The organism is Phenylobacterium sp. (assembly GCF_036723115.1).
Taxonomy (GTDB): Bacteria; Pseudomonadota; Alphaproteobacteria; order Caulobacterales; family Caulobacteraceae; genus Phenylobacterium.
On sequence record NZ_DAIMHV010000003.1, the window covers coordinates 1 to 26396 of the forward strand.

At 68.4% G+C, this 26396-nt stretch carries 19 protein-coding genes; 12 read left to right on the forward strand and 7 right to left on the reverse strand.

From position 1 onward, the window contains the following. Window positions 1-66 precede the first annotated feature (66 nt). Genes V7D28_RS00725 through V7D28_RS00740 form a run of 4 tightly spaced genes read left to right on the forward strand, consistent with a single transcriptional unit; the run spans window position 67 to window position 4738 of the window. Window positions 67-579, forward strand: a complete 513-nt coding sequence (locus tag V7D28_RS00725; protein ID WP_333585432.1) for a hypothetical protein — start codon at window positions 67-69, stop codon at window positions 577-579. A gap of 12 nt (window positions 580-591) precedes the next feature. Next, a complete protein-coding gene (gene mrdA, locus V7D28_RS00730) occupies window positions 592-2571 on the forward strand; it encodes a penicillin-binding protein 2 (RefSeq protein ID WP_333585433.1) in 1980 nt (659 codons plus the stop codon). After that, window positions 2568-3722, forward strand: a complete 1155-nt coding sequence (gene rodA / locus V7D28_RS00735; protein WP_333585434.1) for a rod shape-determining protein RodA — start codon at window positions 2568-2570, stop codon at window positions 3720-3722. The genes mrdA and rodA overlap by 4 nt, the downstream gene beginning before the upstream one ends. Window positions 3723-3766: 44 nt before the next feature. Next, entirely contained in the window at window positions 3767-4738 is a 972-nt protein-coding gene (locus V7D28_RS00740) for a glycosyltransferase family 9 protein (RefSeq protein WP_333585435.1), read from the forward strand. Here V7D28_RS00740 and pip read toward each other — a convergent pair. Both pip and V7D28_RS00750 read right to left on the reverse strand, forming a co-directional pair. Next, the gene (gene pip, locus V7D28_RS00745) at window positions 4735-5727 is read right to left on the reverse strand and encodes a prolyl aminopeptidase (RefSeq protein WP_333585436.1); all 993 of its coding nucleotides are present in this window, start codon (window positions 5725-5727) and stop codon (window positions 4735-4737) included. The two genes, V7D28_RS00740 and pip, sit on opposite strands and share 4 nt — an antisense overlap. Window positions 5728-5735: 8 nt before the next feature. Then, window positions 5736-6734, reverse strand: a complete 999-nt coding sequence (locus tag V7D28_RS00750; protein ID WP_442957882.1) for an alpha/beta fold hydrolase — start codon at window positions 6732-6734, stop codon at window positions 5736-5738. Window positions 6735-6843: 109 nt separating this feature from the next. On the opposite strand from V7D28_RS00750, the gene V7D28_RS00755 reads away from it, so the two are divergent. Continuing rightward, complete coding sequence (locus V7D28_RS00755; protein WP_333585437.1) at window positions 6844-8073, forward strand: multidrug effflux MFS transporter; 1230 nt, start codon at window positions 6844-6846, stop codon at window positions 8071-8073. A 10-nt stretch (window positions 8074-8083) separates the two neighbouring features. Here the strand turns inward: V7D28_RS00755 and V7D28_RS00760 are convergent, their stop codons facing one another. Then, window positions 8084-8470 (reverse strand): DUF423 domain-containing protein, encoded by a 387-nt coding sequence (locus tag V7D28_RS00760; protein ID WP_333585438.1) that lies wholly within the window; start codon window positions 8468-8470, stop codon window positions 8084-8086. A gap of 70 nt (window positions 8471-8540) precedes the next feature. On the opposite strand from V7D28_RS00760, the gene V7D28_RS00765 reads away from it, so the two are divergent. Together V7D28_RS00765 and V7D28_RS00770 are read left to right on the forward strand one after the other, a co-directional pair. Then, entirely contained in the window at window positions 8541-9578 is a 1038-nt protein-coding gene (locus tag V7D28_RS00765) for a DUF1176 domain-containing protein (RefSeq protein WP_333585439.1), read from the forward strand. A gap of 44 nt (window positions 9579-9622) precedes the next feature. Then, window positions 9623-10786: an MFS transporter gene (locus tag V7D28_RS00770; RefSeq protein ID WP_333585440.1), complete on the forward strand. Its 1164-nt coding sequence runs from the start codon at window positions 9623-9625 to the stop codon at window positions 10784-10786. Here the strand turns inward: V7D28_RS00770 and V7D28_RS00775 are convergent. After that, entirely contained in the window at window positions 10752-11384 is a 633-nt protein-coding gene (locus V7D28_RS00775) for a pyroglutamyl-peptidase I family protein (protein ID WP_333585441.1), read from the reverse strand. The two genes, V7D28_RS00770 and V7D28_RS00775, sit on opposite strands and share 35 nt — an antisense overlap. Window positions 11385-11468: 84 nt before the next feature. Here V7D28_RS00775 and V7D28_RS00780 point away from each other — a divergent pair, with 84 nt between their 5' ends. After that, entirely contained in the window at window positions 11469-12485 is a 1017-nt protein-coding gene (locus tag V7D28_RS00780) for a zinc-dependent alcohol dehydrogenase family protein (protein ID WP_333585442.1), read from the forward strand. Between the two features lie 70 nt (window positions 12486-12555). On the opposite strand, the gene V7D28_RS00785 is transcribed toward V7D28_RS00780, so the two are convergent. Further along, window positions 12556-12897 (reverse strand): hypothetical protein, encoded by a 342-nt coding sequence (locus V7D28_RS00785; protein WP_333585443.1) that lies wholly within the window; start codon window positions 12895-12897, stop codon window positions 12556-12558. 493 nt (window positions 12898-13390) lie between these two features. Between V7D28_RS00785 and gltB the strand changes: the two genes are divergently transcribed. The 4 genes from gltB to V7D28_RS00805 all read left to right on the forward strand — a co-directional run bounded on the left by gltB (window position 13391) and on the right by V7D28_RS00805 (window position 22735). Continuing rightward, a complete protein-coding gene (gene gltB / locus V7D28_RS00790) occupies window positions 13391-18034 on the forward strand; it encodes a glutamate synthase large subunit (RefSeq protein WP_333585444.1) in 4644 nt (1547 codons plus the stop codon). Window positions 18035-18057: 23 nt separating this feature from the next. Further along, entirely contained in the window at window positions 18058-19509 is a 1452-nt protein-coding gene (locus tag V7D28_RS00795) for a glutamate synthase subunit beta (protein ID WP_333585445.1), read from the forward strand. 169 nt (window positions 19510-19678) lie between these two features. After that, window positions 19679-21961: a TonB-dependent receptor gene (locus V7D28_RS00800; RefSeq protein ID WP_333585446.1), complete on the forward strand. Its 2283-nt coding sequence runs from the start codon at window positions 19679-19681 to the stop codon at window positions 21959-21961. A 90-nt stretch (window positions 21962-22051) separates the two neighbouring features. Further along, window positions 22052-22735, forward strand: coding sequence for a Fe2+-dependent dioxygenase (locus V7D28_RS00805; protein WP_333585447.1), 684 nt, complete (start codon window positions 22052-22054; stop codon window positions 22733-22735). Between the two features lie 96 nt (window positions 22736-22831). Here V7D28_RS00805 and V7D28_RS00810 read toward each other — a convergent pair whose 3' ends face one another. Together V7D28_RS00810 and V7D28_RS00815 are read right to left on the reverse strand one after the other, a co-directional pair. After that, window positions 22832-24229, reverse strand: coding sequence for an alginate export family protein (locus V7D28_RS00810; RefSeq protein ID WP_333585448.1), 1398 nt, complete (start codon window positions 24227-24229; stop codon window positions 22832-22834). 255 nt (window positions 24230-24484) lie between these two features. Further along, complete coding sequence (locus tag V7D28_RS00815) at window positions 24485-26374, reverse strand: alkyl/aryl-sulfatase (RefSeq protein WP_333585449.1); 1890 nt, start codon at window positions 26372-26374, stop codon at window positions 24485-24487. Window positions 26375-26396 lie beyond the last annotated feature (22 nt).

The following is a 26396-nucleotide window of genomic DNA, read 5'->3' on the forward strand; positions in this document are numbered from 1 at the left end:
GTCCCGACCTGCGCCGGAGGCCGCCGCCCCAGCCCCCACGCCGCCCGCAGATCAGGAGCCGGTGTTTTGAGCCTGACGGCGGCGCGTCTGGATCCCTGGCGCTGGCTTGGCCTGCCGCTGTTGCTGTGCATGGCGGCGACCATCCTGTTCAGCCTGCCCCTGCGGATCATGGGATGGGGTCTGCCCGAGCCCGTCTTTGGCGTGATCCTGGCCTTTTCCTGGGCGGTCATCCGACCGTCCATACTGGCCCCGTTCGGGGTCCTGCTGATCGGCCTGTTTCAGGACGTCTTCTGGGGCGCGCCAGCGGGGTTGTGGGCCCTGTCTCTGCTGGTGGTCTATGGAATCGTGTTGGGCACGCGGAACATGATGGTCGGGCAGAGCCGCCCGATGATGTGGTTCTGGTTCGCGCTCGCCTGCCTGGCGGCCGAGGTCACCGCCTTTCTGGTCACCCAGCTGGACACCCGGGCCACACCGAACCTGATCGCGGTTTTGTGGCAATTCCTCGCCACAATCCTGCTCTATCCTTTTGCGCATCGGTTGATCGACAGGTTCGAGGACGCCGATGTCCGGTTCCGCTAGGGGGCGACGGCGATGAGCGAGCCGTCCATCTTCTTTTCCGAGGTCAATGAGCGGCAGGGGGTCTTCCACCGCCGCAGCTTCCTGCTGGGCGGTTTCGCCGCGGCGGGCCTGCTGGCCCTGGGCGGGCGGCTGGGCCATCTCCAGCTGCTTGAGGCGCAGCGCTATCAGAAGCTATCGGCGTCCAACCAGTTCAACTTCCGCCAGATCCCGCCGCCCAGGGGCGTCATCGTCGATCGCACGGGTCAGGTCCTGGCCACCAACAGGCCGAACTTCCGCCTGCTGGTGGTGAAGGATGGGCAGAACGAGCCGGCCGCCACCCTCAAGACGCTCGCTCACTTTGTCCCTCTGGACGACGAGCGCCAGACCCGCCTGCTGCGCGAGTTCGAACGCACCCCCATGCGCGTGCCGGTCTCGGTCATGGAAGACATGACCTGGGAACAGTTCTCCGCGATCAATGTCCGCGCCCCGGAAATGCCCAATGTCACCGCCGACATGGGCGAGGTCCGGGTCTATCCCCACGGGGGCGCCTTCGCCCATGTGATCGGCTATGTGGCCAAGGTGAACCGCGAGGACATCACCGAGACCGGCCCCAACGCAGATCCCATCCTGATGCACCCCGGCTTCCGCATCGGCCGACAAGGGGTGGAAAAGGCCTTCGACCTGGACCTGCGCGGCCGCGCCGGCGCCCGTAAGATCGAGGTCGACGCCCGCGGCCGGGAAATCCGGCACGACCAGGACGGCGACATCCCCGCCACCCCCGGCAAGACCATCCAGCTGACCCTGGACGCCGACATCCAGTCCCGCGCCCTGGAGGTCATGGGCGATGAGAGCGGGGCCATCGTGGTCATGGACTGCCGCACGGGGGACCTCCTGTGCATGGTCTCGGCCCCCAGCTTCGACGCCAATCGCTTCGTCCGGGGGCTCTCCCAGGCCGAGTACCGCGCCCTGGCCGACTATGAGCGCCGGCCTCTGCTCGACAAGGCCATGAGCGGCACCTATCCGCCCGGCTCGACGTTCAAGATGACCACGGCGCTGGCGGCGCTGAGCGCCGGCATCGATCCGAACCAGAGGATCAACTGCTCGGGCGGGTGGTACTTCGGCGGGCGGACCTGGCGGTGCTGGCGCCACGGCGGCCACGGCCCCCAGAACATGCACGACGCCATCAAGAATTCCTGCGACGTGTACTTCTATCAGGTGGCCCTGCGCATGGGGCCGGACCCCATCGCCCGGGCCGCCAAGGCGCTGGGGTTCGGCCAGACCTTCGATATCGGCATTTCGGGCCAGAGAAGCGGCGTGGTGGGCTCCACCGAATGGAAGCGGACCCAGGTCCGCCGCGATCCCACCTGGCATCCCGGGGATTCCGTCAGCTATGGCATCGGCCAGGGCTATGTGGCGGTGAACGGCCTGCAGCTGGCGGTGATGACCGCGCGCCTGGCCAATGGCCGCAAGCAGCTCAATCCCCGCCTGATCAAGTCGGTGGGCGGGGTCGAGATGAAGCCCGGCGACGACGTGCCTGACTTGCCCTTTTCCCAGGAGCATCTGGACTATGTCCGGGCGGGCATGACCGCGGTGGCCAATGACCGCAGCGGCACCGCCTTCCGCCAGAGCCAGCTCGGCCTGGGCGACATCATGATGGCCGGCAAGACGGGCACCGCCCAGGTGCGCTCCTATGACGGGCTGGCCTCCCGCGACAGTCGGAACTTCGCCTGGCGGCTGAAGGACCACAACCTCTATGTGGCCTTCGCCCCTGTGGATGAGCCGCGCTACGCCATCTCGGTGATCATCCAGCATGGCGGATTGGGCGGCGCCACGGCCGCCGCGCCCCGCGCCCGGGAGGTCATGCGCGTGGCTCTGCTCAAGGATCCCGAGATCCGCGCACGGATCGAGAAACCCCTGCCCATGCCCGACGTCTCCGACCTTCCCCCGGAAGGCATGGCGCCGGACGCCCCGGTGGAGGGCGACATCTCCACCATCGCCGGGGGGGAGATATGACCGTCAGCGCCCTGACGCGGCCGGGCGAGCGCGACCGGCTGGTGGTCAAGTTCGGCCAGATCGATTGGCCCTTCACCATCGCCCTTTGCCTCATCGCCGGGTCCGGCGCGCTCATGATGTTCTCGGTGGCCGGCAGTTCGTGGGAGCCGTGGGCGGCCGCGCACCTGTTCCGTTTCGGCTTCTGTCTCGTGCTGATGGTGGGCCTCGCCCTGGTGGACCTTCGGGTCTGGTTCGCCCTGGCCTATCCGGTCTATGCGGTGGGCCTGCTGCTACTGGTGGCCGTGGAGTTCGTGGGCGACACCCGCATGGGGGCGACCCGCTGGCTGGACCTGGGGTTCATCAGCTTCCAGCCGTCGGAGATCATGAAGATCGGCATCGTCCTGGCCCTGGCGCGCTTCTATCACGGCCTCTCGGCCGACGATGCGCGGCTGTCCTGGTGGCTCCTGGTTCCGGCGGCCATGATCGCAGCGCCGGTGCTGCTGGTGGCCCATCAGCCTGACCTCGGCACGGCGGTGCTGATCGCGCTGACTGGCGGATCGGTGGTGGTCCTGGCGGGACTGTCGTGGAAGATCATCGGCACGGCCGTGATCGGCGGGTTGGCGGCCATTCCGCCCATGGTGATGTTCGTCCTGCACGACTATCAGCGCGAGCGCGTCCTGACCTTCCTCAATCCGGAGAAGGATCCGTCAGGCTCCGGCTATCACATCCTGCAGTCCAAGATCGCCCTGGGCTCCGGCGGGTTCTTCGGGAAGGGTTACGGCCTGGGCTCGCAGAGCCAGCTGAACTTCCTGCCGGAGAAACACACCGACTTCATCTTCGCCACCCTGGCCGAGGAGTTCGGCTTCCTGGGCTGCGCCTCGGTGCTGGCCCTGTTCGCCGCGGTGGTCTTCATGGCCCTGCGCGCGGCCGGCATGGCCCACAGCCATTTCGGACGGCTGGCGGCGGCCGGCGTCACCGCCACCTTCACCGCCTACATCCTGATCAACGGCGCCATGGTCATGGGGCTGGCCCCCGTGGTGGGCGTTCCCATGCCGCTGATGTCCTATGGGGGCACCGTGATGCTGACGGTGATGATCGGCTTTGGCCTCGTCCAGTCGGTGCGGGTCCATCGCTACAGCGAGGTCACCAGCGGCAAGGGCGCCTTCGTCTGACGCCCTTGACGGCCGCACCCGGCGACGGGCAAGGGCGCAAGGCCATGAGCGCGCCCCCGCCCGAAATCCTGTTCATCACCGCCACCCGCATCGGCGATGTGGTGCTGAGCTCCGGCCTGGTCCGCCATCTGGTTCAGGCCCATCCTGGCGCGCGCCTGACCATTGCAGGGGGCGCCGCCCCGCTCAGTCTTTTCGCCGATACGCCTGGCCTTGCGCGCCTGCTGCCCATGATCAAGCAGCGCCGGGGCGGCCACTGGCTGGACCTGTGGCGGCAGACCCGCGGCGTGCGGTGGGACTTGGTGGTGGATCTGCGGGGCTCGCTGAGCGCCTACGCCCTGCGCGCGCGCCAGCGTCGGGTGATGCGAAAGTCCCCCGCCGGTCAGCACAAGGTCCAGGCCTATGCGGAGGTCTTGGGCCTTGGCCGAGCGCCGCCCGCCCCGGGGTTCTTCGTCTCGCATGAGCGAGCAGCCCGCGCCCGGACCCGATTACCGATCGGTCGGCCGGTCCTGGCCTTGGCGCCGGCGGCCAACTGGGTGGGCAAGACCTGGCCGGCCGACCGGTTCGCCGCCCTGGCCCGCGACCTGCTGGACGGTCCCCTGGCCGGGGCGCAACTCCTGCTGCTCGGCGGCCGGGAAGACGCGGCGACGGTGGATCAGGTGGCCGCCGCCTTGCCGGGCGTCGACATTTTCCCCGTGGTGGGGGAGCCCGACCTGCTGGATATCTACGCCCTGTTGCGGGGCGTGCGGCTCTTCGCGGGCAACGACTCCGGCATGATGCACCTGGCGGCCGCGGCAGGGGTTCCGACCCTGGGCCTGTTCGGCCCCTCCGACGACCGGCTCTACGCTCCCTGGGGAGAGACCGCGGCCGTTGTCCGCGCAACACCCTTCGCGACGTTCCTCCAGAGCGATCCCGGCCTCAATCAGTCCGCCCCGCATATGGACAGCCTGAGCCTCGCCCAGGTGCGGCAGGCCGCCTTCGACCTGCTGGCGAGAACCGGCTCCCGTCAGGCCTCTTAGAGCGCCAGGGCCTCGTCGGTGGCGCGCACCAGGGCGTCCACCACGCCGGGTTCGGTGGAGGCGTGGCCCGCATCCCAGACCACGTCCAGCCGGGCCGACGGCCAGGCCCGGCTCAGCCGCCAGGCCGCATCCATGGGGGTGACCACGTCAAAGCGGCCCTGGACGATCCAGGCGGGGATGTGGGCGATCTTCCCCACATTCTTCAGGATCCAGTCGTCCTCGGGGAAGAATCCGCGATTGACGAAGTAGTGGCACTCGATCCGCGCAAACGCGATGGCGAAGTCCACCTCGTTGAACTTGGACGGTCGCGCCTCCGGGCCGCGGATGGAGATGGTGTCGCCTTCCCACTGGCTCCAGGCGGTGGCCGCCTCGGCCTGGACCCTGCGTTCCGGCGCGGTCAGGCGACGGTGATAGGCGCCCATCAGGTCGTGGCGTTCTTCCGGCGGGATAGGTGCCAGGAACCGCTCCCAGGCGTCGGGAAACAGCATGGAGGCGCCGTCCTGGTAGAACCAGCGCAGCTCCCGTTCGGTGAGCAGGAAGACCCCGCGCAGGATCAGCGCCTCGACCCGATCGGGATGGGTCAGCGCATAGGCCAGCGCCAGGGTCGAGCCCCAGGACCCGCCGAAGACGGTCCATTTCTCCACGCCCAGCTTCACCCGCAGGCGCTCGATGTCGGCGATCAGCGTCCAGGTGGTGTTGTGTTCCAGCCGGGCATTGGGGTGGGAGCGTCCGCATCCGCGCTGGTCGAACAGGGCCATGCGCCATTTGGCCGGATCGAAGAACCGCCGCATGGTCGGGTTGATCGCCCCGCCCGGCCCGCCATGGAGGATGACGCAGGGCCGACCGTCCGGCGCGCCGCATTCCTCATAATAGACCTCATGCCCTCCATCGGCGGGCAGCCAGCCCTGGGCGAAGGGCTCATTCTCCTGGAAGAGCCCTCGGCGCTGATGGAAGGACGAGACGGAGGAGGTCGGGGAGGGACGGTCCATGGGCCAATTTACGCAGGGAAATGTCTTCGCATCCAGTCGAGTATGCGCTGATTGACCGCCTCGGGCGCCTCCTGCTGCGTCCAGTGGCCCGAACCCTCGATCAGCACCTTTTCCAGGCGGTCCACATGCCGCTCCATGCCCTCGGCCATGGCGGGGGAGAGGACGGCGTCCTTCTCGGCCATGATCATCAGGCAGGGCATTCCCTCCACCCGCTGCGGGAGCCCCTCGGAGGCCCGCCAGTTCCGACTGAAATTCCGGTACCAGTTGATCCCGCCGGTGAAGCCGCTGTGCTGGAACAGCGCGGTGAACACCCCGATCACCTCATCGCTCAGGAACTGGTTCGGATCACCATCGGGCGAGTAGCGCGCCAGGCCCTCGCCGAAGGCGAAGCTGGAGCCGCCCTGGCTCCCCTTGTCTCCGGCCTCGCGCAGGGCGGCGGGCTTGCGCATGAAGAAGCGCATGGTCTTCTCCACGTCGGCGCCCAGGACCTGATCGGCCTCGCCCGGGGTCTGGAACCAGACGATGTAGTTGTCCGGCCCGTACATCTTGCGAAACAGCTCGATGGGATCGACGGGATAGCGCGGCAGGAAGGGGGTGTTGAGGCCGATGATCCCCGCGCACCGCTCAGGGTGCATCAGCGGCATCTGCCAGACGACGATGCCGCCCCAGTCGTGTCCGCAAAAGACCGCCTTCTCCAGGCCCAGATGGTCCAGCAGGCCCACCAGGTCGCCCGTCAGATGGGCCATGTCATAGGCGCTCACCTCGTCCGGACCCGGCGTCAGCCCATAGCCGCGCTGGTCGGGGGCGATCACCCGATAGCCGGCCGCAGCCAGGGCCGGGATCTGCAGCCGCCAGGAAAAGGCCGTCTCGGGGAAGCCGTGGCACAGCACGATGGGCGGGCCATCGGCGGGGCCGGCTTCGTAATAGGCCATGTCCACCCCGTTGATGGGCGCGCGCCGAACCGGCGGCATCAGGCGGGTGAAGGCTTCGGGAGGAAAGTCCGGCACGGCGACCCCATCAGTCTCGATTATGCGGCAGGCCCGTTAGGTGCGGCATTCCGGTGCGCCATGGCAAGCTTCGACCTTTCGCCAGACCCGTGGCGCGCTAGATAGGGGCATGGATCGCGCGCCTCCTTCGACCGCCCCGGCCACCCCCTGGGGTCTGGTCATACTGCTGGGCGCCCTGACCGCCTTCGCCCCGATGTCCATCGACATGTACCTGCCCAGCCTTCCGGCCATCGGACAGGATCTCCAGGCCGGCGCCGCCGGTGTTCAGATCACTGTGGCCGCCTTCTTCGCGGGCATGGCGCTGGGCCAGTTCTTCTACGGCCCGGCCTCTGACCGCTTCGGCCGCCGGGCGCCGATCCTGGTGGGCGTGACCATCTATGTGGCCGCTTCGGCCGCCTGCGCCCTGGCCACCTCGGTGGACATGCTGATCGCCGCGCGGTTCGTCCAGGCGCTGGGGGGATGCGCCGGCGGTGTGGTGGCCCGCGCCGTGGTCCGCGACCGGTTCGACCACACCGAGACGGCGCGCATGCTCTCCCTGCTGACCCTGATCATGGGTATCGCCCCCATCGTCGCGCCCCTGCTGGGCGGCCTCATCCTTCAGGTGGCCGGGTGGCGCGCCATCTTCTGGACGCTGGCCCTGTTCGGCGCGGTGGTGGGTCTGGTCACCCTGCTGAGGCTGGACGAGAGCCGCTCGGAGGCCACTGCGGCCCAGGCGCGCGCCGAGAATCCCCTCCGCGCCTTCGGAGCCCTCCTGCGCCAGAGGCGGCTGGTGGGCTACGCCCTGGCCGGGGCGCTGAACGGCGCGGTGCTCTTCACCTACATCTCGGCCTCGCCGGGCCTGCTCATCGAGATCTATGGCATCTCGCCCAGCCACTTCGGCTGGGTTTTCGGCCTGAACGCCGCCGGGGTGATCGGAGCCAGCCAGATCAACCGCCACCTGCTGCTGCGGGCCACCCCCGACGGGGTCCTGCGCCGCGCCAGCCTGGTGGGGGCGATCCTGGGGCTGACGCTGGCCGGCGCGGCGGTCACGGGCCTGGGCGAGCGCTGGACCGTCCTGCCGCTGCTCTTTCTCATGCTGTCCACCTACGGCTTCATGCAGGGCAACACCATGGCCGGCGCGCTCAGCATCGACCCCAGCCGGTCAGGCTCGGCCTCGGCGCTCATGGGCGGCGCCTCGTTTGGCGTGGGGGCGGTGGCGGCGAGCCTGACCGGCCTCTTCTATGACGGCACGCCGGCGGCCATGGGGCTGGCCATGGCGCTCGCCATGACGGGTTCGGCCCTGGTCCTGCGCCTGTGGGCCCTGCCGCCGGAGCCCCGAGTGCAGGCGGGGCCAGCCTGACCGCGCGGGCCTAGTGGTCCTGGCCTGGCCTTGATCCGGCCGACCGCAGCGCCGCGATCGCCAGCAGGCCCCATCCCGCCAGGAACAGCACCCCACCGATGGGGGTGATGGCCCCCAGCATGCGCGGGGCGCGCAGGGCCATGGCGAAGAGCGTGCCCGCGAACAGCACCCCGCCCGCGAGGAAGACCGGCGGGCAGAACCGCGCCAGCCGGCCGCCGCGTTCGGCCACATAGGCCGCCGCAAACACCGCTAGGCTGTGGCTCATCAGATAGGTCGCTCCGGTGGTCAGCCACGCCTTGGCCTGCGGGTCATCCACGCCGTGGGCGCCGAACGCGCCGCCGGCCACGGAGACGAGGGCGGCCAGGGCGGCTGCGGCCAACCAGATTCGATCCACCATTGTCGGCGACTCCTGGGTTAGAAGGTCAGATCAATAAGCGCAGCGTACGCCCTGGCGGAAGGACGATCAGATGCAGGCGAGACCTCCCCTCCAGATCCTGGCCGGCGCGCTCCTGGCCGCAGCCTTGGCGACCGGCGCCCATGCCGACAGCGGCAGCTTCGGGGACTGGGCGGTGGTCTGCGACAACACCCGCGTCTGCGAGGCCTTCGGCTTCGGCGATCTGGATGAGACCGGCTCCAGCGGCTACATCGTCATACGCCGGGACGCCGGCGCCGCGGCGGCGCCCATGGCGCGGCTGGTCACGGCGGGGCAGGGGGAGGCCAGCCTCAGCCTCGCGGTGGATGGGCGCACGCCTGCAGGCCTTGGGGGCCTGCCGGCCAGGCCCCTGGAGAATGACCCCGACCGCCGCCTGACCGAACTCACGCAGGCCCAGACGCAGGCCCTGCTGCCCGCGCTCCTCAACGGCGCCCGTTTGAGCGCCACCGAGGCGGGCCGCCCGGCGCTGGAGCTGTCGCTGGCCGGGTCCAGCGCCAGTGTGCGCTTCATGGACGACCGGCAGAAGCGCGCCGGGACCCTCTCCGCCCTGGTGGCGCGCGGCGCGCGGGGCCTTGAGGCCGTGCCGCCGCCGCCCGCAGCGCCGGTGGTGACGCCTGCACCCGCCGTGTCCCAGGCGGGATTGCCCCAGGCGCCGCCGGCGGCGATCGCAGCCCGCCTGTCGGATTGCGATGAGGACCTGATGGAGCTTGGCCTGGAACCGGAGGTCGCGCGGCTGGCCGAGGGGCGGCTCTTCTGGGCGCTCGCCTGCAGCCGCGGCGCCTACAACGTCATCTACCGCCTGTTCCTGAGCGACGAGGCCGGCGGCGCGGTGGAGCCGCTTCGCCTCGCCTATCCCTCGGGCGAGCAGACGGAGGAACTGATGAACATCGCCTATGATCCCCAGACCCGCACCCTGGCCAATTTCGACAAGGGGCGCGGCCTGGGCGATTGCGGCGCGGTGACCGAGTGGCGCTGGACAGGCGAGGGCTTCGAGCTAGCCGAGCAGGTCTTCATGCCGGAGTGCCGGGGCGTGCCGCCAGAGGCCTGGCCCGTCAGCTACCGGTCGCGCTAGACTCGCATTAGAGCTGCCGGCTGACACTCTCCGGCAGGCCCTCCATGCCGTCGCTCCCTGTTCGCCTGGGTCTTTTCTACTCGGCGGTCTTCATCGGCCTGGGGGCGAGCGCGCCCTATGCGCCTGTCTGGTTCGCCGACCGGGGCCTCAGCGGCGCCCAGATCGGACTCATCCTCTCGGCGCCCATGATGGCGCGCATGTTGAGCGCACCGGCCATTGGCCTTTGGGCCGACAGCTTCGCCCTGCGTCGGACCCCCCTGATGCTGCTGGCGGCCCTGGCCGGCGGCGCCTATCTGCTGCTCCTCCTGCCCATCGGCTTCTGGTGGTGGGCGGCGGTGTGGTTCCTGGCGGCCACGCTCCTGTCCACCATCTCGCCGCTGACCGACGTCATCGTCCTGGCCAGGGCGCGGCGCGACGGCTTCAACTACGGCTGGCCGCGGGGGATCGGTTCGGCGGCCTATATCGTGGCCAATGTGGCCATGGGCGCCCTGCTGGCGAGATACAATTCGGACCTGCTGCTGGCCTGGATCATCGCCTCCGCCCTCCTGGCGGCCCTCTCGGCCCGCGTCCTGCTGCCCCCGGACCCGGTGCGGGAAGGGGGCGGGCGCAGCACCCTGTCCGAACGGCTCTCGGGCCTCGGCGGCCTCCTGAGGGACGGCGGCTTCATGCTGGCGGTGGTTTCGGTGGGACTGATCCAGTCGGCCCACGCCTTCTATTATGGCTTTTCCGCGCTCGCCTGGAAGCAGCAGGGCCTGGCCGAAAGCATGACGGGCCTGCTCTGGGGCGTGGGCGTGGCTGTGGAGATCGCCTTCCTGTGGTTCATGGAGCCCTGGCGCCGACAGGTGGGGCCCCGCCGCCTGCTGGTCCTGGGGGGCGCAGCAGCGGTGGTGCGCTGGGGCGCCCTGGCCATGTCGCCGCCGCTCTGGCTGCTGTTTCCCATACAGGCCCTGCATGCGCTCAGCTTCTGCGCCACCTTCATGGCCTCGCTGCAGATCGTCGAGCGGCTCTCCACCCCGGCCAACGCCTCGGCGGCCCAAACCATCAACTCGGCCTTTTCGGGGGGGCTGCTGATCGGCCTGGCCACCCTGGCGTCCGGCGCGCTCTTCGACGCCGTGGGCGCCTACGGCTATTTCGCCATGGCGCTCATGTCGGCCCTGGGCCTGGCCGGGGCGCTCAGGCTCTACGGGGTTCGTCGGCTGGACGGATAAGCGCGGCGGCCACCGTTTCCGCAGCGGCGCAGACGGCGGCTTGGATGTCGTCCAGACCGTGCAGGGCTCCCGGCGCGCATTCCCGGGCCTGGGGCACATGCAGGAAGCCCACCTGCTCGGCGACCCGGGCGTGCAACAGGCGATAGAGGGTGAAGTTGCACAGGTAGTCGCCGGCGTCGTCAGACAGGTCCGCCGGCAGGCCGCAGGCCTCGATCGCCTGGCGGATCTGCGCCTGGGGCAAGGTGGCGGCCAGCGTCGCCGGGCCCCCGGGCAAAATCTGACCAGACCCCCACACGCGCCCGCCCTGGTCGGGCCGCGCCGCCGCAGCCTGGTTGCGGCCCGTCTGCTCCACCCGAAAGGCGCGGGCCTCCACCGCCACCCCCACCACCAGCACCGCCTTGACGGGCTGCTGCTGCACCTGCCGCAGTATGGTCTCCGCCGCGCCGCGCCAGAGGACGGGCAAGGTGAGAAAATCCACCTCGGCGCCGGGCGGCGACCAGGCCTCCCGCGCCAGGGCGGCGATCACCGCGGCGGCGGGATTGAGCGGGGCCTCCGGGAAGCTGCCGAAGCCGCAGATCAGCATGCGGGGCGAGGTCATGGACGCATTATAGGCCGGCTGGGGTTGAATGACCCAGGGGCGGGCGCCGACATTGATCTCAGAAATCGAAGGGAGAAGACCGCCATGCGTGCGCTGAACGTATCCAAACCCTGGGGCCTGGACGAATTGAAGATCGTCGAGACTCCCGACCCCAAGCCCGGCCCGGGCGAGGTTCTGGTGCGGATGCGGGCGGTCTCCCTGAACTACCGGGACTTGATGATGGTCCACGGCATGTATGGGCGGGCCCCGGCCACCGACGGCCCCATCATCCCCTTCTCCGATGGCTGCGGCGTCATCGAGGCGGTGGGCGAGGGGGTGACGCGGGTGGCGCCGGGCGACCGCGTGGCCACCATGTTCTTCCAGGGCTGGCTGTCGGGGCCGCCCACCCTGGAAAAGGCGCTGACGGCCCTGGGCGCGCCCATTCCCGGCGCCGGACGTGAACTGGCCGTGTTCAGTCAGGAGGGGGTGTCCAAGGTTCCGGACTTCCTCACCGATCAGCAGGTGGCGACCCTGCCGTGCGCGGCCCTGACCGCCTGGCGCGCCCTGTTCGAAGACGCCGACCTGTCGCCGGGCGACACTGTGGTGCTGCAGGGCACGGGCGGGGTGTCCATCTTCGGCCTGCAGTTCGCCAAGGCCGCAGGGATGCGCACCCTGATCACCTCGTCTTCCGACGCGAAACTGGAGCGGGCCCAGGCGCTGGGGGCCGACCACCTGGTCAATTATCGCCAGGTTCCCGAATGGTCCCAGCCCGTGCGCCAGGCCACCAGCGGAGTCGGCGCAGACTTCATCATGGAGGTGGGCGGCCAGGGCACCATCGAGCAGAGCCTGAAGGCCGTGCGCATCGGCGGCCATATCGCCATCATCGGCGTGGTCGCCCAGGGGGGCAGCGGCATCAACCCGGCGGTGCTGATCGGCAACGCCGCGAAGATGCAGGGCGTCTTCGTCGGCTCGCGGGACATGTTCGAGAACATGTGCCAGGCCATCGAACTGCACCGGATCATGCCGGTGGTGGACAAGGTCTTTCCCTGGACCGAGGTGCGGGAGGCCTTCGAAGCCATGCGCGCCGGCGAGCACTTCGGCAAGATCGTGCTCACCTTCTAGCACCCAACGCAAAAGAGCCGGCCCTGGCGGGGCCGGCTCTGATCTGTCGACGCGACGCCGAGGCGTGGGGTCAGGCGCCGGCGGAGCGGTCAGCCGATTCCCGCAGGAAGCCCAGCCAGGCGTCCTCGCGGGCCTTCTCGGCCTCGCGCAGCTTGGCCTCGGCCTCCTGAACGCCCGCATCATGCTTGCGCCATTCGGACACCGCGCCTTCCCGGGCGGCGCGGGCGGCTTCCATGGTGGGGAAGCGAGCCAGGACGGCGCGCACCGAATAGCTCACCGGCGGCCCCACGCTCTCCCGGTCGGGATAGAAGCCCGTCACCGAGTCCCCCGACTCCTTTTCGATGTGGAACACGTCGGCCCAGCCGGCGTGGTGGCGCATCAGGGCCCAGGGCCGTTCGATCTGGTCGGTCATGAGGCACTCCTAGAATCCGGTGGGGTGAAAATAGCGCAGGTCCTGTCCGGCCTCCAATCGCATCTGGAATCGAATTGCAAGCGGCGCGATGCGCATTGTCAGCGGCTCTGGCCCGGGCGGGCGAGGGCGAGCGGCGCGCCCGCGTCGGTCATTTCGCCACTCCCTCGATCGTGATGGGTTCCCAGGCGGCTGCGCGCTCTCTGAAACACCTGCGCCGCACAAGGCCGCTCTTCGGCAATGCGGCGCCGCCCTGGGCCGATCATGGCGGCATGAGCTTGCGCCGCCTGGCCGCTCAGTTGCGAGGCGGTCGCAGTTCCGCGACAGGAATCCCGCGTCGAAGCCGCACAACTTGGAAGATCATTTCAAATCAGCCGCTTCTGCCCCATCGACAAGGGCTATTCATGCCGGGTAAATGCGCGGTTCCTGCACGCGTCAGAACGGCCCCCCTTCGGGCCGCGCAGACGCGTGCGCGTAGCAAGTGAAGGGAGTCCTCATGGGGGCGCCAGACCGGCAAGGATTGTATGATCCGCGTAACGAACATGATGCGTGCGGCGTTGGCTTCGTAGCCAATATTAAAGGCCGCAAATCGCATGAAGTCGTGCAGGCGGGTCTGCAGATCCTGGTCAATCTGGACCACCGTGGCGCGGTGGGCGCCGACCCGCTGGTCGGCGACGGCGCCGGGATTCTGATTCAGATTCCGGACGGCCTGTATCGCGCGTGGGCCAAGGACAACGGGATCGATCTGCCCCCCGCCGGCGAGTACGCCGTGGCCATGTGCTTCATGCCCGCCGACCCCGAGGCGCGGGCCGTGGCCGAGGCCCAGTTCGAACACTTCATGAAGGTCGAGAAGCAGCCGCTCCTCGGTTGGCGCGACGTGCCGGTGAACCTGGAGGGCATCGGCCAGGCCGTGCTCGACGCCATGCCCGTCATCCGCCAGGCCTTCATCGGCCGCGGCCCGAACATCAAGGATCAGGACGCCCACGAGCGTAAGCTGCTGGCGGTCCGCAAGCAGATCCAGAACCCCATCGCCCAATTGGCCGACAAGAAGGGCCTGCCAGGGCTGAAGGAGCTCTACCTGCCGTCCCTGTCGACGCGCACGGTGGTCTATAAGGGCCTGCTCCTGGCCGACCAGGTGGGGACCTTCTACGAGGACCTCGCCAACCCCCTGGCGGAATCGGCCCTGGCCCTGGTGCACCAGCGCTTCTCCACCAACACCTTCCCCTCGTGGCGGCTGGCCCACCCCTATCGCTTCGTGGCGCACAACGGCGAGATCAACACGGTTCGCGGCAACGTGAACTGGATGAACGCGCGGCGGCGCAGCATGGAGTCGGAGCTGCTGGGCGCCGACCTCGACAAGATGTGGCCCCTGATCCCGCACGGTCAGTCGGACACGGCCTGCCTGGACAATGCGCTGGAGCTGCTGGTGGCCGGCGGCTACTCCCTGTCCCACGCGGTCATGATGCTGATCCCCGAGGCCTGGGCGGGCAACCCGCTCATGGATCCCAAGCGTAAGGCCTTCTACGAGTATCACGCCGCCCTGATGGAGCCGTGGGACGGGCCCGCCGCCGTGGCCTTCACCGACGGCCGCCAGATCGGCGCGACCCTGGACCGCAACGGCCTGCGTCCCGCCCGCTTCGTGATCACCGACCAGGACCATGTGATCATGGCTTCCGAAGTCGGCGTGCTGCCCGTCGAGGACGAGCGCATCGTCCGCAAGTGGCGCCTGCAGCCGGGCAAGATGCTCCTCATCGACATGGAGGAGGGGCGCATCATCGAGGACGAGGAGATCAAGGCCTCCCTGGCCAGCGCCAAGCCCTACGAGGAATGGCTGGCCGAGACCCAATTCAAGCTGGAGGATCTGGAGTCCGCCGAGGACGTCATCAGCCTGGATCTCGACGATCCCGCCGCCCTGCTCGATCGCCAGCAGGCCTTCGGCTACACCCAGGAGGACCAGCAGTTCTTCCTGGAGCCCATGGCCCAGCTCGGGGACGACCCCATCGGCTCCATGGGCGCCGACACCCCGATCGCCGTGCTCTCGCAGCGTTCCAAGCTGCTCTATGAGTATTTCAAGCAGAACTTCGCCCAGGTGACCAACCCGCCGATCGACCCGATCCGCGAGGAGCTGGTCATGAGCCTGGTGTCGATGATCGGCCCGCGGCCGAACCTGCTTGGCCGTCAGGCCGGGTCGCACAAGCGCTTGGAAGTCGCCCAGCCGATCCTCACCAATGAGGCCCTGGCCAAGATCCGCTCGATCAACGAGCTGCTGGACGGCGCCTTCCGCACCGCCACCCTCGACACCACCTGGGCCGCCGAGGACGGGGCGGCCGGTCTCGACCGCGCCCTGGACCGTCTGTGCCGCGAGGCCACAGACGAGGTGCTGGCCGGCATGAACATCCTGATCCTGTCGGATCGGGCCGTCAGCGCCGACCGCATCCCGATTCCGGCGGCCCTGGCCACCGCGGCGGTCCACCACCACCTGATCCGTCAGGGTCTGCGCATGCAGACGGGCTTGGTCATCGAGACCGGCGAGGCGCGGGAAGTGCATCACTTCTGCGTCCTGGCCGGCTATGGCGCTGAGGCGGTCAATCCCTATCTGGCCTTCGAGACGATCGAACAGCTGCGGGTCCAGAACAAGCTGGACATCTCAGCCAAGGACGCGCGCAAGAACTACATCAAGGCCATCGGCAAGGGCATTCTGAAGGTCATGTCCAAGATGGGCATCTCGACCTACCAGTCCTATTGCGGCGCGCAGATCTTCGACGCCGTCGGCCTGAACTCCGAGCTGATCGAGAAGTACTTCACCGGCACGGCCTCCACCATCGAAGGGGTCGGACTGGCGGAGATCGCCGAGGAGTCCGTGCGCCGTCACCGCGACGCCTACGGCGACAACCCGATCTACCGGAACATGCTGGATGTGGGCGGGGCCTATGCCTACCGCCTGCGCGGCGAGGCCCATGCCTGGACGCCGGACTCCGTCGCCCGCCTGCAGCACGCCGTTCGCGGCAACCTGCCGGAGGAATACAAGGCCTTCGCCACCTCGATCAACGAGCAGAGCGAGCGCCTGCTGACCATCCGCGGCCTGATGCGCTTCAAGATGGCCGACAAGGCCATCCCCCTCGATGAGGTCGAACCGGCCAGCGAGATCGTCAAGCGCTTCTCCACCGGCGCCATGAGCTTCGGCTCCATCAGCCGTGAGGCCCACACCACGCTCGCCCTGGCCATGAACCGCATCGGCGGTCGGTCCAATACGGGCGAGGGCGGCGAGGAGCCCGATCGCTTCAAGCCGCTGCCCAACGGCGACTCGATGCGCTCCAAGATTAAGCAGGTCGCCTCGGGCCGTTTCGGCGTGACCGCCGAGTATCTGGTCAACGCCGACGACATCCAGATCAAGATGGCCCAGGGCGCCAAGCCCGGGGAGGGCGGCCAGCTGCCCGGGCACAAGGTCGACAAGAACATCGCCAAGGTCCGGCACTCGACGCCGGGCGTGGGCCTGATCAGCCCGCCGCCGCACCACGACATCTATTCGATCGAGGATCTGGCCCAGCTGATCCACGACTTGAAGAACGTCAATCCGCAGGCGCGCATCTCGGTGAAGCTGGTCTCCGAGGTGGGTGTGGGCACGGTGGCCGCGGGCGTCTCCAAGGCGCGCGCCGACCATGTGACCATTTCCGGCTTCGAGGGCGGCACCGGCGCCTCGCCGCTGACCTCGCTCACCCATGCCGGCTCGCCCTGGGAGATCGGCCTGGCCGAAACCCAGCAGACCCTGCTGCTGAACGGCCTGCGCACCCGCATCGCCGTGCAGGTGGACGGCGGTCTGCGCACCGGACGTGACGTGGCCATCGGCGCCCTGCTGGGTGCTGACGAGTTCGGCTTCGCCACAGCCCCGCTCATCGCGGCCGGCTGCATCATGATGCGCAAGTGCCACCTGAACACCTGCCCGGTTGGGGTGGCGACCCAGGACCCCGTTCTGCGGGCGCGCTTCAACGGCCAGCCCGAGCACGTGATCAACTACTTCTTCTTCGTCGCCGAAGAGCTGCGGGAGATCATGGCCCAGATGGGCTTCCGGACCCTCACCGAGATGATCGGTCGGGTGGATCGTCTGGACGCCGCACCGGCGGTCGATCACTGGAAGGCTCGCGGGATCGACCTGTCGCGCCTGCTCTATCAGGCCCCGGTGGAAAGCCCCCAGGGTCTGTGGAACACCGATCGCCAGGACCACGGCCTGGAAATGGCGCTGGACCGCAAGCTGATCGAGGCCGCCCGTCCGGCCATCGAAAAGGGCGAGGCGGTTCGCGGCGAGTTCGAGATCCGCAACATCAACCGCACCGTCGGCGCCATGCTGTCGGGCGAGGTGGCCAAGGCCCACGGCCATGCGGGCCTGCCCGATGGGACGATCTCGCTCACCTTCCGCGGCACGGGCGGCCAGAGCTTCGGCGCCTTCTCGGCCCGGGGCGTCACCCTCGAGCTGATCGGCGACTCCAACGACTATGTGGGCAAGGGCCTCTCCGGCGGCCGGGTGATCGTGCGACAGCCTGCGGGCTCGCAGCGTGAGCCCACCCAGAACATCATCATCGGCAATACGGTCCTCTACGGCGCCATCGCCGGCGAGGCCTATTTCGAGGGCGTGGCCGGCGAACGCTTCGCGGTGCGCAACTCCGGCGCGGTGGCTGTGGTCGAGGGCGTGGGCGACCACGGCTGCGAATACATGACCGGCGGCGTGGTGGTGGTTCTGGGCGACACCGGGCGCAACTTCGCCGCGGGCATGTCCGGCGGCGTGGCCTATGTCTATGACCCGAAGAACCGCTTCGCCGAGCTGTGCAACATGGCCATGGTGGACCTGGAGCCCATCTCGCCGGCCGCCAATGACGGGGACGACGAGGGCCTGCGGCCCAAGCAGAAGTCGCCGTCGGTGGAGGACAACGGGATGGGCGATGTTCTGCGTTACGACGCCGAGCGCCTGCGCATCCTCATCGAGCGGCACCAGCTCTACACCGGTAGTCAGCGCGCCAAGGCGATCCTGGACAATTGGGACGCCGAGCTCGCCAACTTCCGGAAGGTCATGCCCAAGGATTATCGTCGGGCGCTGCTGGAAATGGCGGAAGAGCGTAAGGCCGCCGCCGCCGTCGCCGCCGAATAAGCCCCGAGATCGGAGTACTGCCCATGGGAAAGCCCACTGGCTTCCTTGAAATCGAACGTCAGGATCGCGGGTACGAAAAGCCGGAAGCCCGCCTGAAGACCTGGGGTGAATTCGTCCATCCGCTGCCCCAGCCGACCCTGGTGCAGCAGGCCTCGCGCTGCATGGATTGCGGGATTCCCTACTGTCACAACGGCTGTCCGGTGAACAACCAGATCCCGGACTTCAACAACCTCGTCTATCGCGAGCAGTGGCAGGCGGCGCTGGACAATCTGCAGTCCACCAACAACTTCCCGGAGTTCACTGGCCGGGTGTGCCCGGCGCCCTGCGAGGCGTCCTGCACCCTGAACATCGTCGACACCCCGGTGACCATCAAGACGATCGAGTGCCAGATCGTCGACAAGGGCTGGGAAGAAGGCTGGATCACCCCGCAGCCGTCCCCGCGGGGCACAGGCAAGCGGGTGGCCATCGTCGGCTCCGGCCCCGCGGGGCTGGCTTGCGCCCAGCAGCTGGCGCGCGCCGGCCATGCGCCCACGGTGTTCGAAAAGAACGACCGGGTGGGCGGACTGCTGCGCTACGGCATTCCGGACTTCAAGATGGAGAAGCACCTGATCGACCGTCGGGTGCGGCAGCTGGAAGCTGAAGGCGTCATCTTCCGCACCAATTTCGAGGTGGGGGTGAACGTTTCGGTTCAGCGCCTGCTGGACGACTATGACGTTCTGGTCATGGCCGGCGGCGCCGAGAAGCCCCGCGACCTGGAGATCGAAGGGCGAGAGCTCGACGGCATCCACTTCGCCATGGACTTCCTGACCCAGCAGAACCGCCGCGTGGCGGGAGATTCCGAAGAGGTCGCCGCCCCGGGCGGGACGCTTTCGGCCAAGGGCAAGCATGTGGTCGTCATCGGCGGCGGCGACACCGGCTCCGACTGCATCGGCACCTCCAACCGCCATGGGGCGGCGTCGGTCACCCAGCTGGAAATCATGCCCCAGCCGCCGGCGCGCGAGAACAAGCTGATGACCTGGCCGGACTGGCCGCTGAAGCTGCGCACCTCCTCCAGCCACGAAGAAGGCTGCGAGCGGGACTTCGCCGTGGCCACCAAGCGGGCCATCGGCTCCAACGGCAAGATCGAAGCCCTGGAGTGCGTGCGCCTGGAGTGGGTCAAGGGCCAGGATGGCCGCATGGTCATGCAGGAGATCGCCGGCAGCGAGTTCCAACTGAAGGCCGACATGGTCCTTCTGGCCATGGGCTTCGTCAGCCCTCGCCATGAGGGCTTCGTGGAGCAGTCGGGCGTCGACATCGATCCGCGGGGCAATGTGAAGGCCACGGTGGAGGACTACCGCACCAGCCAGCCCCGCATCTTCGCCTGCGGCGACATGCGCCGGGGCCAGTCGCTGGTGGTCTGGGCGATCCGTGAAGGTCGACAGGCGGCCCAGGCGGTGGACGCCTATCTCATGGGGGCCAGCCGGCTGCCGCGCTGACAGCCAGAACAACCATCAGAATGTCAGGTGGGCGGTCCATGGGGCCGCCCCTTTTTCATGCGCCGGGGCGGCCCGGAATAAAACACCAAGATGCGAAAGATTTGCATTGTTGATCGCAGGACTCGGTACTAATAACGCCTCGCAGTAACACATTTCGCTGGGGCGAGGGATGATCGAACAAGGAAAGGGCGTTCGCGCCTATGCGCGGCGGGCGCTGGCGCCGGCCGCAGTGGCGGGGTTGGCCGGCTTGGTGGCCGCGCCTGGCGTGGCGCTGGCGGCCGATGACGCGCCGCACGAGGTGGCCGGCGTGCGGGTGGAGGGCCACCTCGCGTCCGAGCCCGCCTCGCCGAAATTCACCGCCGACCTGATCGACACGCCGCGCAGCGTAATGGTCATTCCCCAGGCGATCATCGACCAGACCGCGGCCACCACGCTGCAGGACATTCTGCGCAACTCGCCCGGCATCACCTTCGGGGCGGGCGAGGGGGGGCAACCCCTGGCCGACCGCCCCTTCATCCGCGGCCAATCCTCCGGCAACAACGTCTTCGTGGACGGGGTCCGCGACAGCGGCGGCCAGGTGCGCGACGTCTTCAATCTGGAACAGGTGGAAGTCATCAAGGGACCGGACTCCGCCTATAATGGCCGGGGTTCCGGCGGCGGCAGCATCAACCTCACCAGCAAGCAGCCCAAGCTGACCAATGAGAGCGCCGCGACGCTCCGGGTGGGGACGGACAGCTATCTGCGCGCCACGGCCGACGCCAACTATGTGCTGGGCGACACCAGCGCGGTGCGCATCAATCTCATGGGCTCTCAGGGCGACGCGCCCGGCCGCAATGCGGTGGACTTCGACACCTGGGGCGCTGCGCTCGCCGCGGGCCTGGGCCTGGGCACTGACAGCCGGATGGTGTTCAGCTACTACCACCTCACCCGTAACGACATGCCCGACTACGGCGTGCCTCTGTCGACCAAGCTGCCTGGGGTGACGCGCACCGAGACCGGCATCCTCAATGTGCCCCGCGACGCCTTCTACGGTTTGAGCGCCCGCGACTTTCAGAAGACCACGGCCGACATCGCCACCCTGACCGGCGAGCACGACATCAACTCGGCCATGACCTTCCGGGGCGTGTTCCGCTACGCCCACACCCTCAACGACTATGTGGTGACCAATCCCGGCGACGGCGGTGCGGCCCAGTTCGTGGCCGGCGAGTGGTGGATGAAGCGCGGCACGAAGTCCCGCTGGAACCCGGCCACCACCGTGGCGGCCGTGGCCGACCTCTATGGCCGTTTCTCCACCGGCGGGCTGGAGCACAGCTATGATGTCGGTCTCGAACTCTCCCGCGAGAAGAACGAGAACGCCTCCTACCTCATCTACACCGCCGCGGGTTCGGCCTGTCCGACCGGCTTCACCAACAATGTCACGGCCGCAGGCGTGGGGGACTGCACGCGGGTCTTCTCGCCCAATCCCTCTGATCCCTGGCGCGGCGTGATCACACGCCCAGATGCTTCGCACAGCGTGACCAAGACCGCGGGCGTCTATCTCTTCGACACCGTGTCCATCGGCGAGCGCTGGAAGCTCAACCTCGGCGTCCGTCATGACGAATACTCGGTCAAGGGGCGCAACGTCGCCGTGACCAGCGCCCAGGGCCTCGTCACGGGGACCACCGTCACCGCGACCAAAGGTGACTGGAGCTTCACCAACTATCAGGCCGGTCTGGTGTTCAAGCCCAGCCGTCACGGCAGCCTCTACATCTCGTACGGCACGGCCTCGACCCCGCCCACCATCTCCGGCGGCGACCAGAACACCGCCTCGGGAACCGGCACGGGCAACCTCGCCAACGAACTGCTCGACCCCGAAGAGGTGACCTCCCTGGAGGCCGGGGTGAAATGGGCCTTCTTCGGCGAGCGGCTCTCCGCTTCGGCGGCGGTGTTCCAGACTGTGCGCGAGAACGCGCAGATCCAGATCTCGCCTGGGGTGTACGCCCAGGCCGGCGAAGCCGAGGTTCGGGGTCTGGAGATCGGCGTCAGCGGCCAGGTGACAAGGGCCTGGTCGGTCTTCGGCGGCTACACCTACATGGACAGCGAACTGGTCCGCGGCGCCTACAACAATGTCAATGTGGGTGACCCCCTGGCCAATACGCCGGAGCACGCCTTCAGCCTCTTCTCGACCTATCAGGTGACCCCCAAGCTCAGCCTTGGCGGCGGCGCCTACTACGTCTCCGACAGTTTCGGCGGCAACCAGGGCGGCGCCGGGGGCGGAACGAACCGGGTCTATGCCCCCGAATACTGGCGGTTCGACGCCTATGCCAGCTATGCCCTGAACGACCGGACGAGCCTGCAGCTCAATGTGCAGAACCTCACAGACGAGGATTACATCGCCCGCACCAACGGGGTGCACCATGCCGACTATGGCCCGGCGCGTCAGGTCATCCTAACGCTGAGCACGCGGTTCTGAAGCCCACGCAGAACCCGTACTCGACGGCAGGCCCCGCGGCATGGCTGCGGGGCCTGTTCGACCTTTCAACATGACCAGGGGCGACCCTCAATGATGCTGCATATCCCCCAGGTGCTGACCAAGGCCGAGGTGTTGAGCCTGCGGGGCCTGATCGATGCGGGCGACTGGGTGGACGGCAATGTCACCTCCGGCGCGCAGTCGGCCCTGGCCAAGCGCAATGAGCAACTCCCCGAGGGGAGCCCGCAGGCCCGTCAGGCGGGAGAGGCCATCCTCGACGCCCTGGCGCGCAACCCCCTGTTCGTCACGGCGGCTCTGCCGCAGATCGTCTTTCCGCCCCTGTTCAATCGGTATGGCGGCGGCCAGACCTTCGGCGTGCATGTGGACAACGCCGTCCGCCAGAGCGCCGACGGGCGGGTGCGCATCCGCAGCGACCTGTCGGCGACCCTCTTCCTGGCCGAGCCGGAGGACTATGACGGCGGTGAACTGCAGGTGGAGGACACCTTCGGCCTGCATGAGGTGAAGCTGCCTGCCGGGGACATGATCCTCTATCCCGCCTCCAGCCTCCATCAGGTGACGCCGGTGACCCGGGGCGTCCGTGTGGCCAGCTTCTTCTGGATCCAGAGCATGATCCGTGACGACGCCCAGCGGACCCTGCTGTTCCAGATGGACATCGCCATCCAACAGCTCACCGGCAAGGTGGGACCCGGCGCCCCCGAGCTCGTCTCCCTGACGGGCGCCTATCACAATCTGCTGCGCATGTGGGGAGACCTCTGAGCCCAAAGAAAAACGCCAGGCCCGGGCGGTCGGCCCGAACCTGGCGGCGAGTCTGGGGGAGGGTGGGCGCCCGATCAGGGCGCCCGGAGGCCTTCGTCAGAAGCTCTGGGTGATCTCCACATAGCCGAACAGCGGCTCCGTGCCCGTGGCGTTGGGCGCGTTTTCCAGGAACTCGCCGGTGATCAGCTTGGCGAAGCCGAACTCCAGGCGCGTGGCCCGCGGAACGATCCAGTAGCGGGCCCGGGCGTCGATCTGGTGGCCCGCGAAGTCGCCGGAACGGCCGGTGGCGTCGCGAACCCCGGTGCTGGCGAAGGAGTCGGTGGGCTCATCCAGATAGAGGGCGCGGTAGAAGATCATCGCATCCCACCGCTTGGTGGGAACCACCTCGAGCCGAACGCCGGGCGAGACGATGTTGGACCGTCCAAGGGGGCCATAGGCGCCCACCGGGCCGAAGTCCGGGCGGCGGGGGCCAAAGAGGCCATCGAAGCGGTTGTATTCGCCGTCGGCTGAGTTCTTGTCGCCGCTGGCATAGGTGTATTCGAAGGCCACGCGCGGCGCCCAGGCCGCGTCGAAGGTCTTGCCGACCTCCAGGTGCAGGTACTGGGCGTCCACATCGCGGTCGGTCCGGTCGGCGGCGCTGGTGGTGTTGCGGGCCTCGCCGGTCTGCCAGCCGCCCTCGAATTCGTAGTCGAACTGCCCCTTCACCGGATTGCGCACCAGGCGGGCGCCATAGGTGGTGATGCGGCGGTCGCGGGTGGCCAGGCGCGGGGAGTCCTCTTCCTCCAGGCGAAAGGCGAACAGTTCCAGCTCGGCGCCATCGGCGAACTTCGGCGTCGTATAGATGCCGCCCCAGAAGATCAGGTCGTCATTCTGGCGGTCAGCCTCGATCTTGTTGTCCAGAATGCCGTTCCGGTCGGAGGGCATGCGCTGCAGGGGGTAGGTGTAGAACAGGGTGGCCGAACCGTGGGGCTTGGAGCTCCAGTCGGCGCGGACGCCGGCGAAGGCGTTGGGCGCATTGCCATAGGAGGCGCGACCCACCAGGCGGCGCGACCCCAGGTCCATGGCGAAACGGCCGGCGGTCAGGCTGGATTTGGACCCGTCGAAGAAGACGTCCTTGGCGTCCACGGCCACATAGGCCTGCAGCAATTCCAGGGCGTTCACATCCCCCGTCCCGGTGGGGGAGCCGGAGTCGTTCAGATAGACCCGCGCATCGAACAGCTCGCCGCCAATGCGCACCGGAGCCAGGTTGAGCTCGGCGTTCAGGGTCGAGCGCAGGACGAGCGCCTGGTCGGAGCCGCTTCCGAAGGCGGGCCGATACTGGCCGTCCAGGGTTTCATACCGCGCGCGCACCGAGCCCGAGAGCTTCAGGTTGTCAGGCGCGCCCACCGCTTCGTGCAGGGTCCAGGGCTTGGACTGAGCGGCGGCGGGACCGCCGATGACGGCGGCCAGGGCGAGGAGGGAGGCGCCCAGGGCGCGCGAATTCTTCAGCTTCATAGTCAGAAATCTCTCTGCTCGGACAACGGCGTTCCGTCGGCCTCGCCGCGGACTACGGCCCCAATCCTTGCGCGAGGCTTAAGCTTGACCATGGGACGCCGCTGCGCCCTCGGCGGCCTCCTGGGGAGATTTCCTTTTAACGACAAAGGCCTAGCGGTGGACTGGGGCATGGAAAAGTGACCCATGTCCGGCCTGATGCGCGACGATCCGCCGCGCATCAGGCCCCGCTGAAGAGCCCGCCAGGCCCGTAGAGGGTCAGGGCAGGACCACTTCGAACCAGAAGTCGAAGCGGTCGAGCAGGGCCAGGAACTGCCCCAGGGCTTCGGGGTCGGCCGTGCTCACCGCGCCGCTGGCGAGGGCCGAGGTCAGGTCGGTCTCGCCCAGGACCAGGGCCACCAGGTCGGCGCGGCCCAGCTGGACCGGGGCCGCATCGGGGGGCGTCCTGTCCCGGCCATGGTGCAGCACGGCGTTCTCGACCCACAGGCCGAACCGCTCGCCGGTGTCGGTGAAGGTCAGGTCAAAGGCCAGGCGGCGCGCGCCGGCCTTCTCGCCGTTCAGCCGCACGGACAGGGAATCCAGGAGCTGTTCGGCCGGCAGGTTGCGGATCTGGCCGGCGGCGCCCTGCCGCGGCGTGGGGGAGGGCGGCCGGGGATGGCGCAGCTCCTGGGCGCCGGTGAGATAGAAGGCCCGCCAGGGGCCGCTCTCGGCCTGATAGCCCAGCTGTTCCAGGGCGTCGGCCTGCAGGTTGCGGGCCTCCGCGTTGGCGGGATCGGCGAAGACCAGATGGTTCACCAACTCGGCCGTCCACCGGTAGTCGCCCGCCGCAAAGGCCGTTCGGGCCTTGGCCAGAAGCGCCTCTGCGCCGCCCGCCAGGTCCACATAGCGCCGGCCCGCCTCCACGGGCGGGTGAGGATGCAGATGGGCGGGATTGCCGTCGAACCAGCCGAGGTAGCGCTGATAGACGGCCTTGGCGTTGTGGTTGAGCGTCCCGTAATAGCCGCGGGTGTACCATTCCGTCGCGAGCGTCGGGGGCAGCTTCAGCGCCTCGCCGATCTCCAGGGGCGTCATCCCGTGATTGGCCATGCGCAGGGTCTGATCGTGGATGAACTTGTAGAGGTCGCGCTGCTTGCGCAGGAAGTCCCGCGCCCGCTCGCGTCCCCACCGGGGCCAATGATGGCTGGCGAACAGGACCTCGGTCCGCTCGCCGAACATCTCCTCGGCCTCGTCGATGTAGAAGGCCCAGCGCTTGGCGTCGCGCACCTGGGCCCCGCGCGGGGTGTAGATGTTGTGCAGGTGGCAGGAGCAGTTCTCCGCCATGCACAGGGCGCCGAACTGCGGGAAGAAGAAGTTCATCTCCGCCGGCGCCTCGGTGTCGGGCGTCACCTGGAACTCGATCTCGATCCCATCCACGGTGAGCTTCGTCCCCGTGACGCTGATGCTCTCGGTGGGCGGGATCAGGCTGACCGAGCCCATGGAGGTGGTCTTGCCCAGGCCTGAGTCCACATGGCCCCGCGCATCGCGCGGCAGCAGGGCGCCATACATATAGGTGGCGCGCCGGCCCATGGCGTTGCCGGCCAGGACATTCTCGCTCACCGCCTCTTCCAGGAAGCCTTCTGGGGCGATGATGCGCATGCCGGCGGCGATGTCGGCCTCGGAGATCACGCCGCGGACGCCACCATAGTGGTCCACATGGCTGTGGGTGTAGATGACCCCGGTCACCGGCTTGTCCCCGCGATGCTTGCGCATCAGGGCGAGCGCCGCGGCCGCCGGCTCGGCTGAGATCAGCGGATCGATGACCAGATAGCCCGTCTCCCCCTCGATGAAGGTGATGTTGGACAGGTCGAAGCCGCGCACCTGATAGACGCCGGGCGTGACCTCGAAGAGGCCGTGCAGGGCGTTCAGCCGGGCCTGCCGCCACAGGCTGGGATTGACCGTGGGCGGCGGGGTCTCCTCGGCCTCGAAGGCGAAGGCGCCCATGTTCCAGACGACGCCGCCGGTTCCATTCTCGATCCGGCCGTCCGGGATGGTGTCGATGAAGCCGCGCCGGGCGTCGGCCCAGTCCTGGCCGTCATCGGCGGGCAGTTCGCCCCGCAGGGCGTCGTGCGCCCTGAGCGTGGCTTCGGTGGCGTCCTTAGGCGCGGTCATGGTGTTCCCCCCCTTGTCGTTC

Excerpts from the sequence above, each read along its gene's own strand:
- V7D28_RS00770 (WP_333585440.1), top strand. The coding sequence starts at position 9,623 with ATGCCGTCGCTCCCTGTTCGCCTGGGTCTTTTCTACTCGGCGGTCTTC.
- V7D28_RS00815 (WP_333585449.1), bottom strand. The coding sequence starts at position 26,374 with ATGACCGCGCCTAAGGACGCCACCGAAGCCACGCTCAGGGCGCACGAC.
- V7D28_RS00780 (WP_333585442.1), top strand. The coding sequence starts at position 11,469 with ATGCGTGCGCTGAACGTATCCAAACCCTGGGGCCTGGACGAATTGAAG.
- V7D28_RS00740 (WP_333585435.1), top strand. The coding sequence starts at position 3,767 with ATGAGCGCGCCCCCGCCCGAAATCCTGTTCATCACCGCCACCCGCATC.
- V7D28_RS00765 (WP_333585439.1), top strand. The coding sequence starts at position 8,541 with ATGCAGGCGAGACCTCCCCTCCAGATCCTGGCCGGCGCGCTCCTGGCC.
- V7D28_RS00785 (WP_333585443.1), bottom strand. The coding sequence starts at position 12,897 with ATGACCGACCAGATCGAACGGCCCTGGGCCCTGATGCGCCACCACGCC.
- V7D28_RS00795 (WP_333585445.1), top strand. The coding sequence starts at position 18,058 with ATGGGAAAGCCCACTGGCTTCCTTGAAATCGAACGTCAGGATCGCGGG.
- V7D28_RS00810 (WP_333585448.1), bottom strand. The coding sequence starts at position 24,229 with ATGAAGCTGAAGAATTCGCGCGCCCTGGGCGCCTCCCTCCTCGCCCTG.
- V7D28_RS00805 (WP_333585447.1), top strand. The coding sequence starts at position 22,052 with ATGATGCTGCATATCCCCCAGGTGCTGACCAAGGCCGAGGTGTTGAGC.
- gltB (WP_333585444.1), top strand. The coding sequence starts at position 13,391 with ATGGGGGCGCCAGACCGGCAAGGATTGTATGATCCGCGTAACGAACAT.
- rodA (WP_333585434.1), top strand. The coding sequence starts at position 2,568 with ATGACCGTCAGCGCCCTGACGCGGCCGGGCGAGCGCGACCGGCTGGTG.
- V7D28_RS00775 (WP_333585441.1), bottom strand. The coding sequence starts at position 11,384 with ATGACCTCGCCCCGCATGCTGATCTGCGGCTTCGGCAGCTTCCCGGAG.
- V7D28_RS00800 (WP_333585446.1), top strand. The coding sequence starts at position 19,679 with ATGATCGAACAAGGAAAGGGCGTTCGCGCCTATGCGCGGCGGGCGCTG.
- pip (WP_333585436.1), bottom strand. The coding sequence starts at position 5,727 with ATGGACCGTCCCTCCCCGACCTCCTCCGTCTCGTCCTTCCATCAGCGC.
- V7D28_RS00760 (WP_333585438.1), bottom strand. The coding sequence starts at position 8,470 with ATGGTGGATCGAATCTGGTTGGCCGCAGCCGCCCTGGCCGCCCTCGTC.
- V7D28_RS00755 (WP_333585437.1), top strand. The coding sequence starts at position 6,844 with ATGGATCGCGCGCCTCCTTCGACCGCCCCGGCCACCCCCTGGGGTCTG.
- mrdA (WP_333585433.1), top strand. The coding sequence starts at position 592 with ATGAGCGAGCCGTCCATCTTCTTTTCCGAGGTCAATGAGCGGCAGGGG.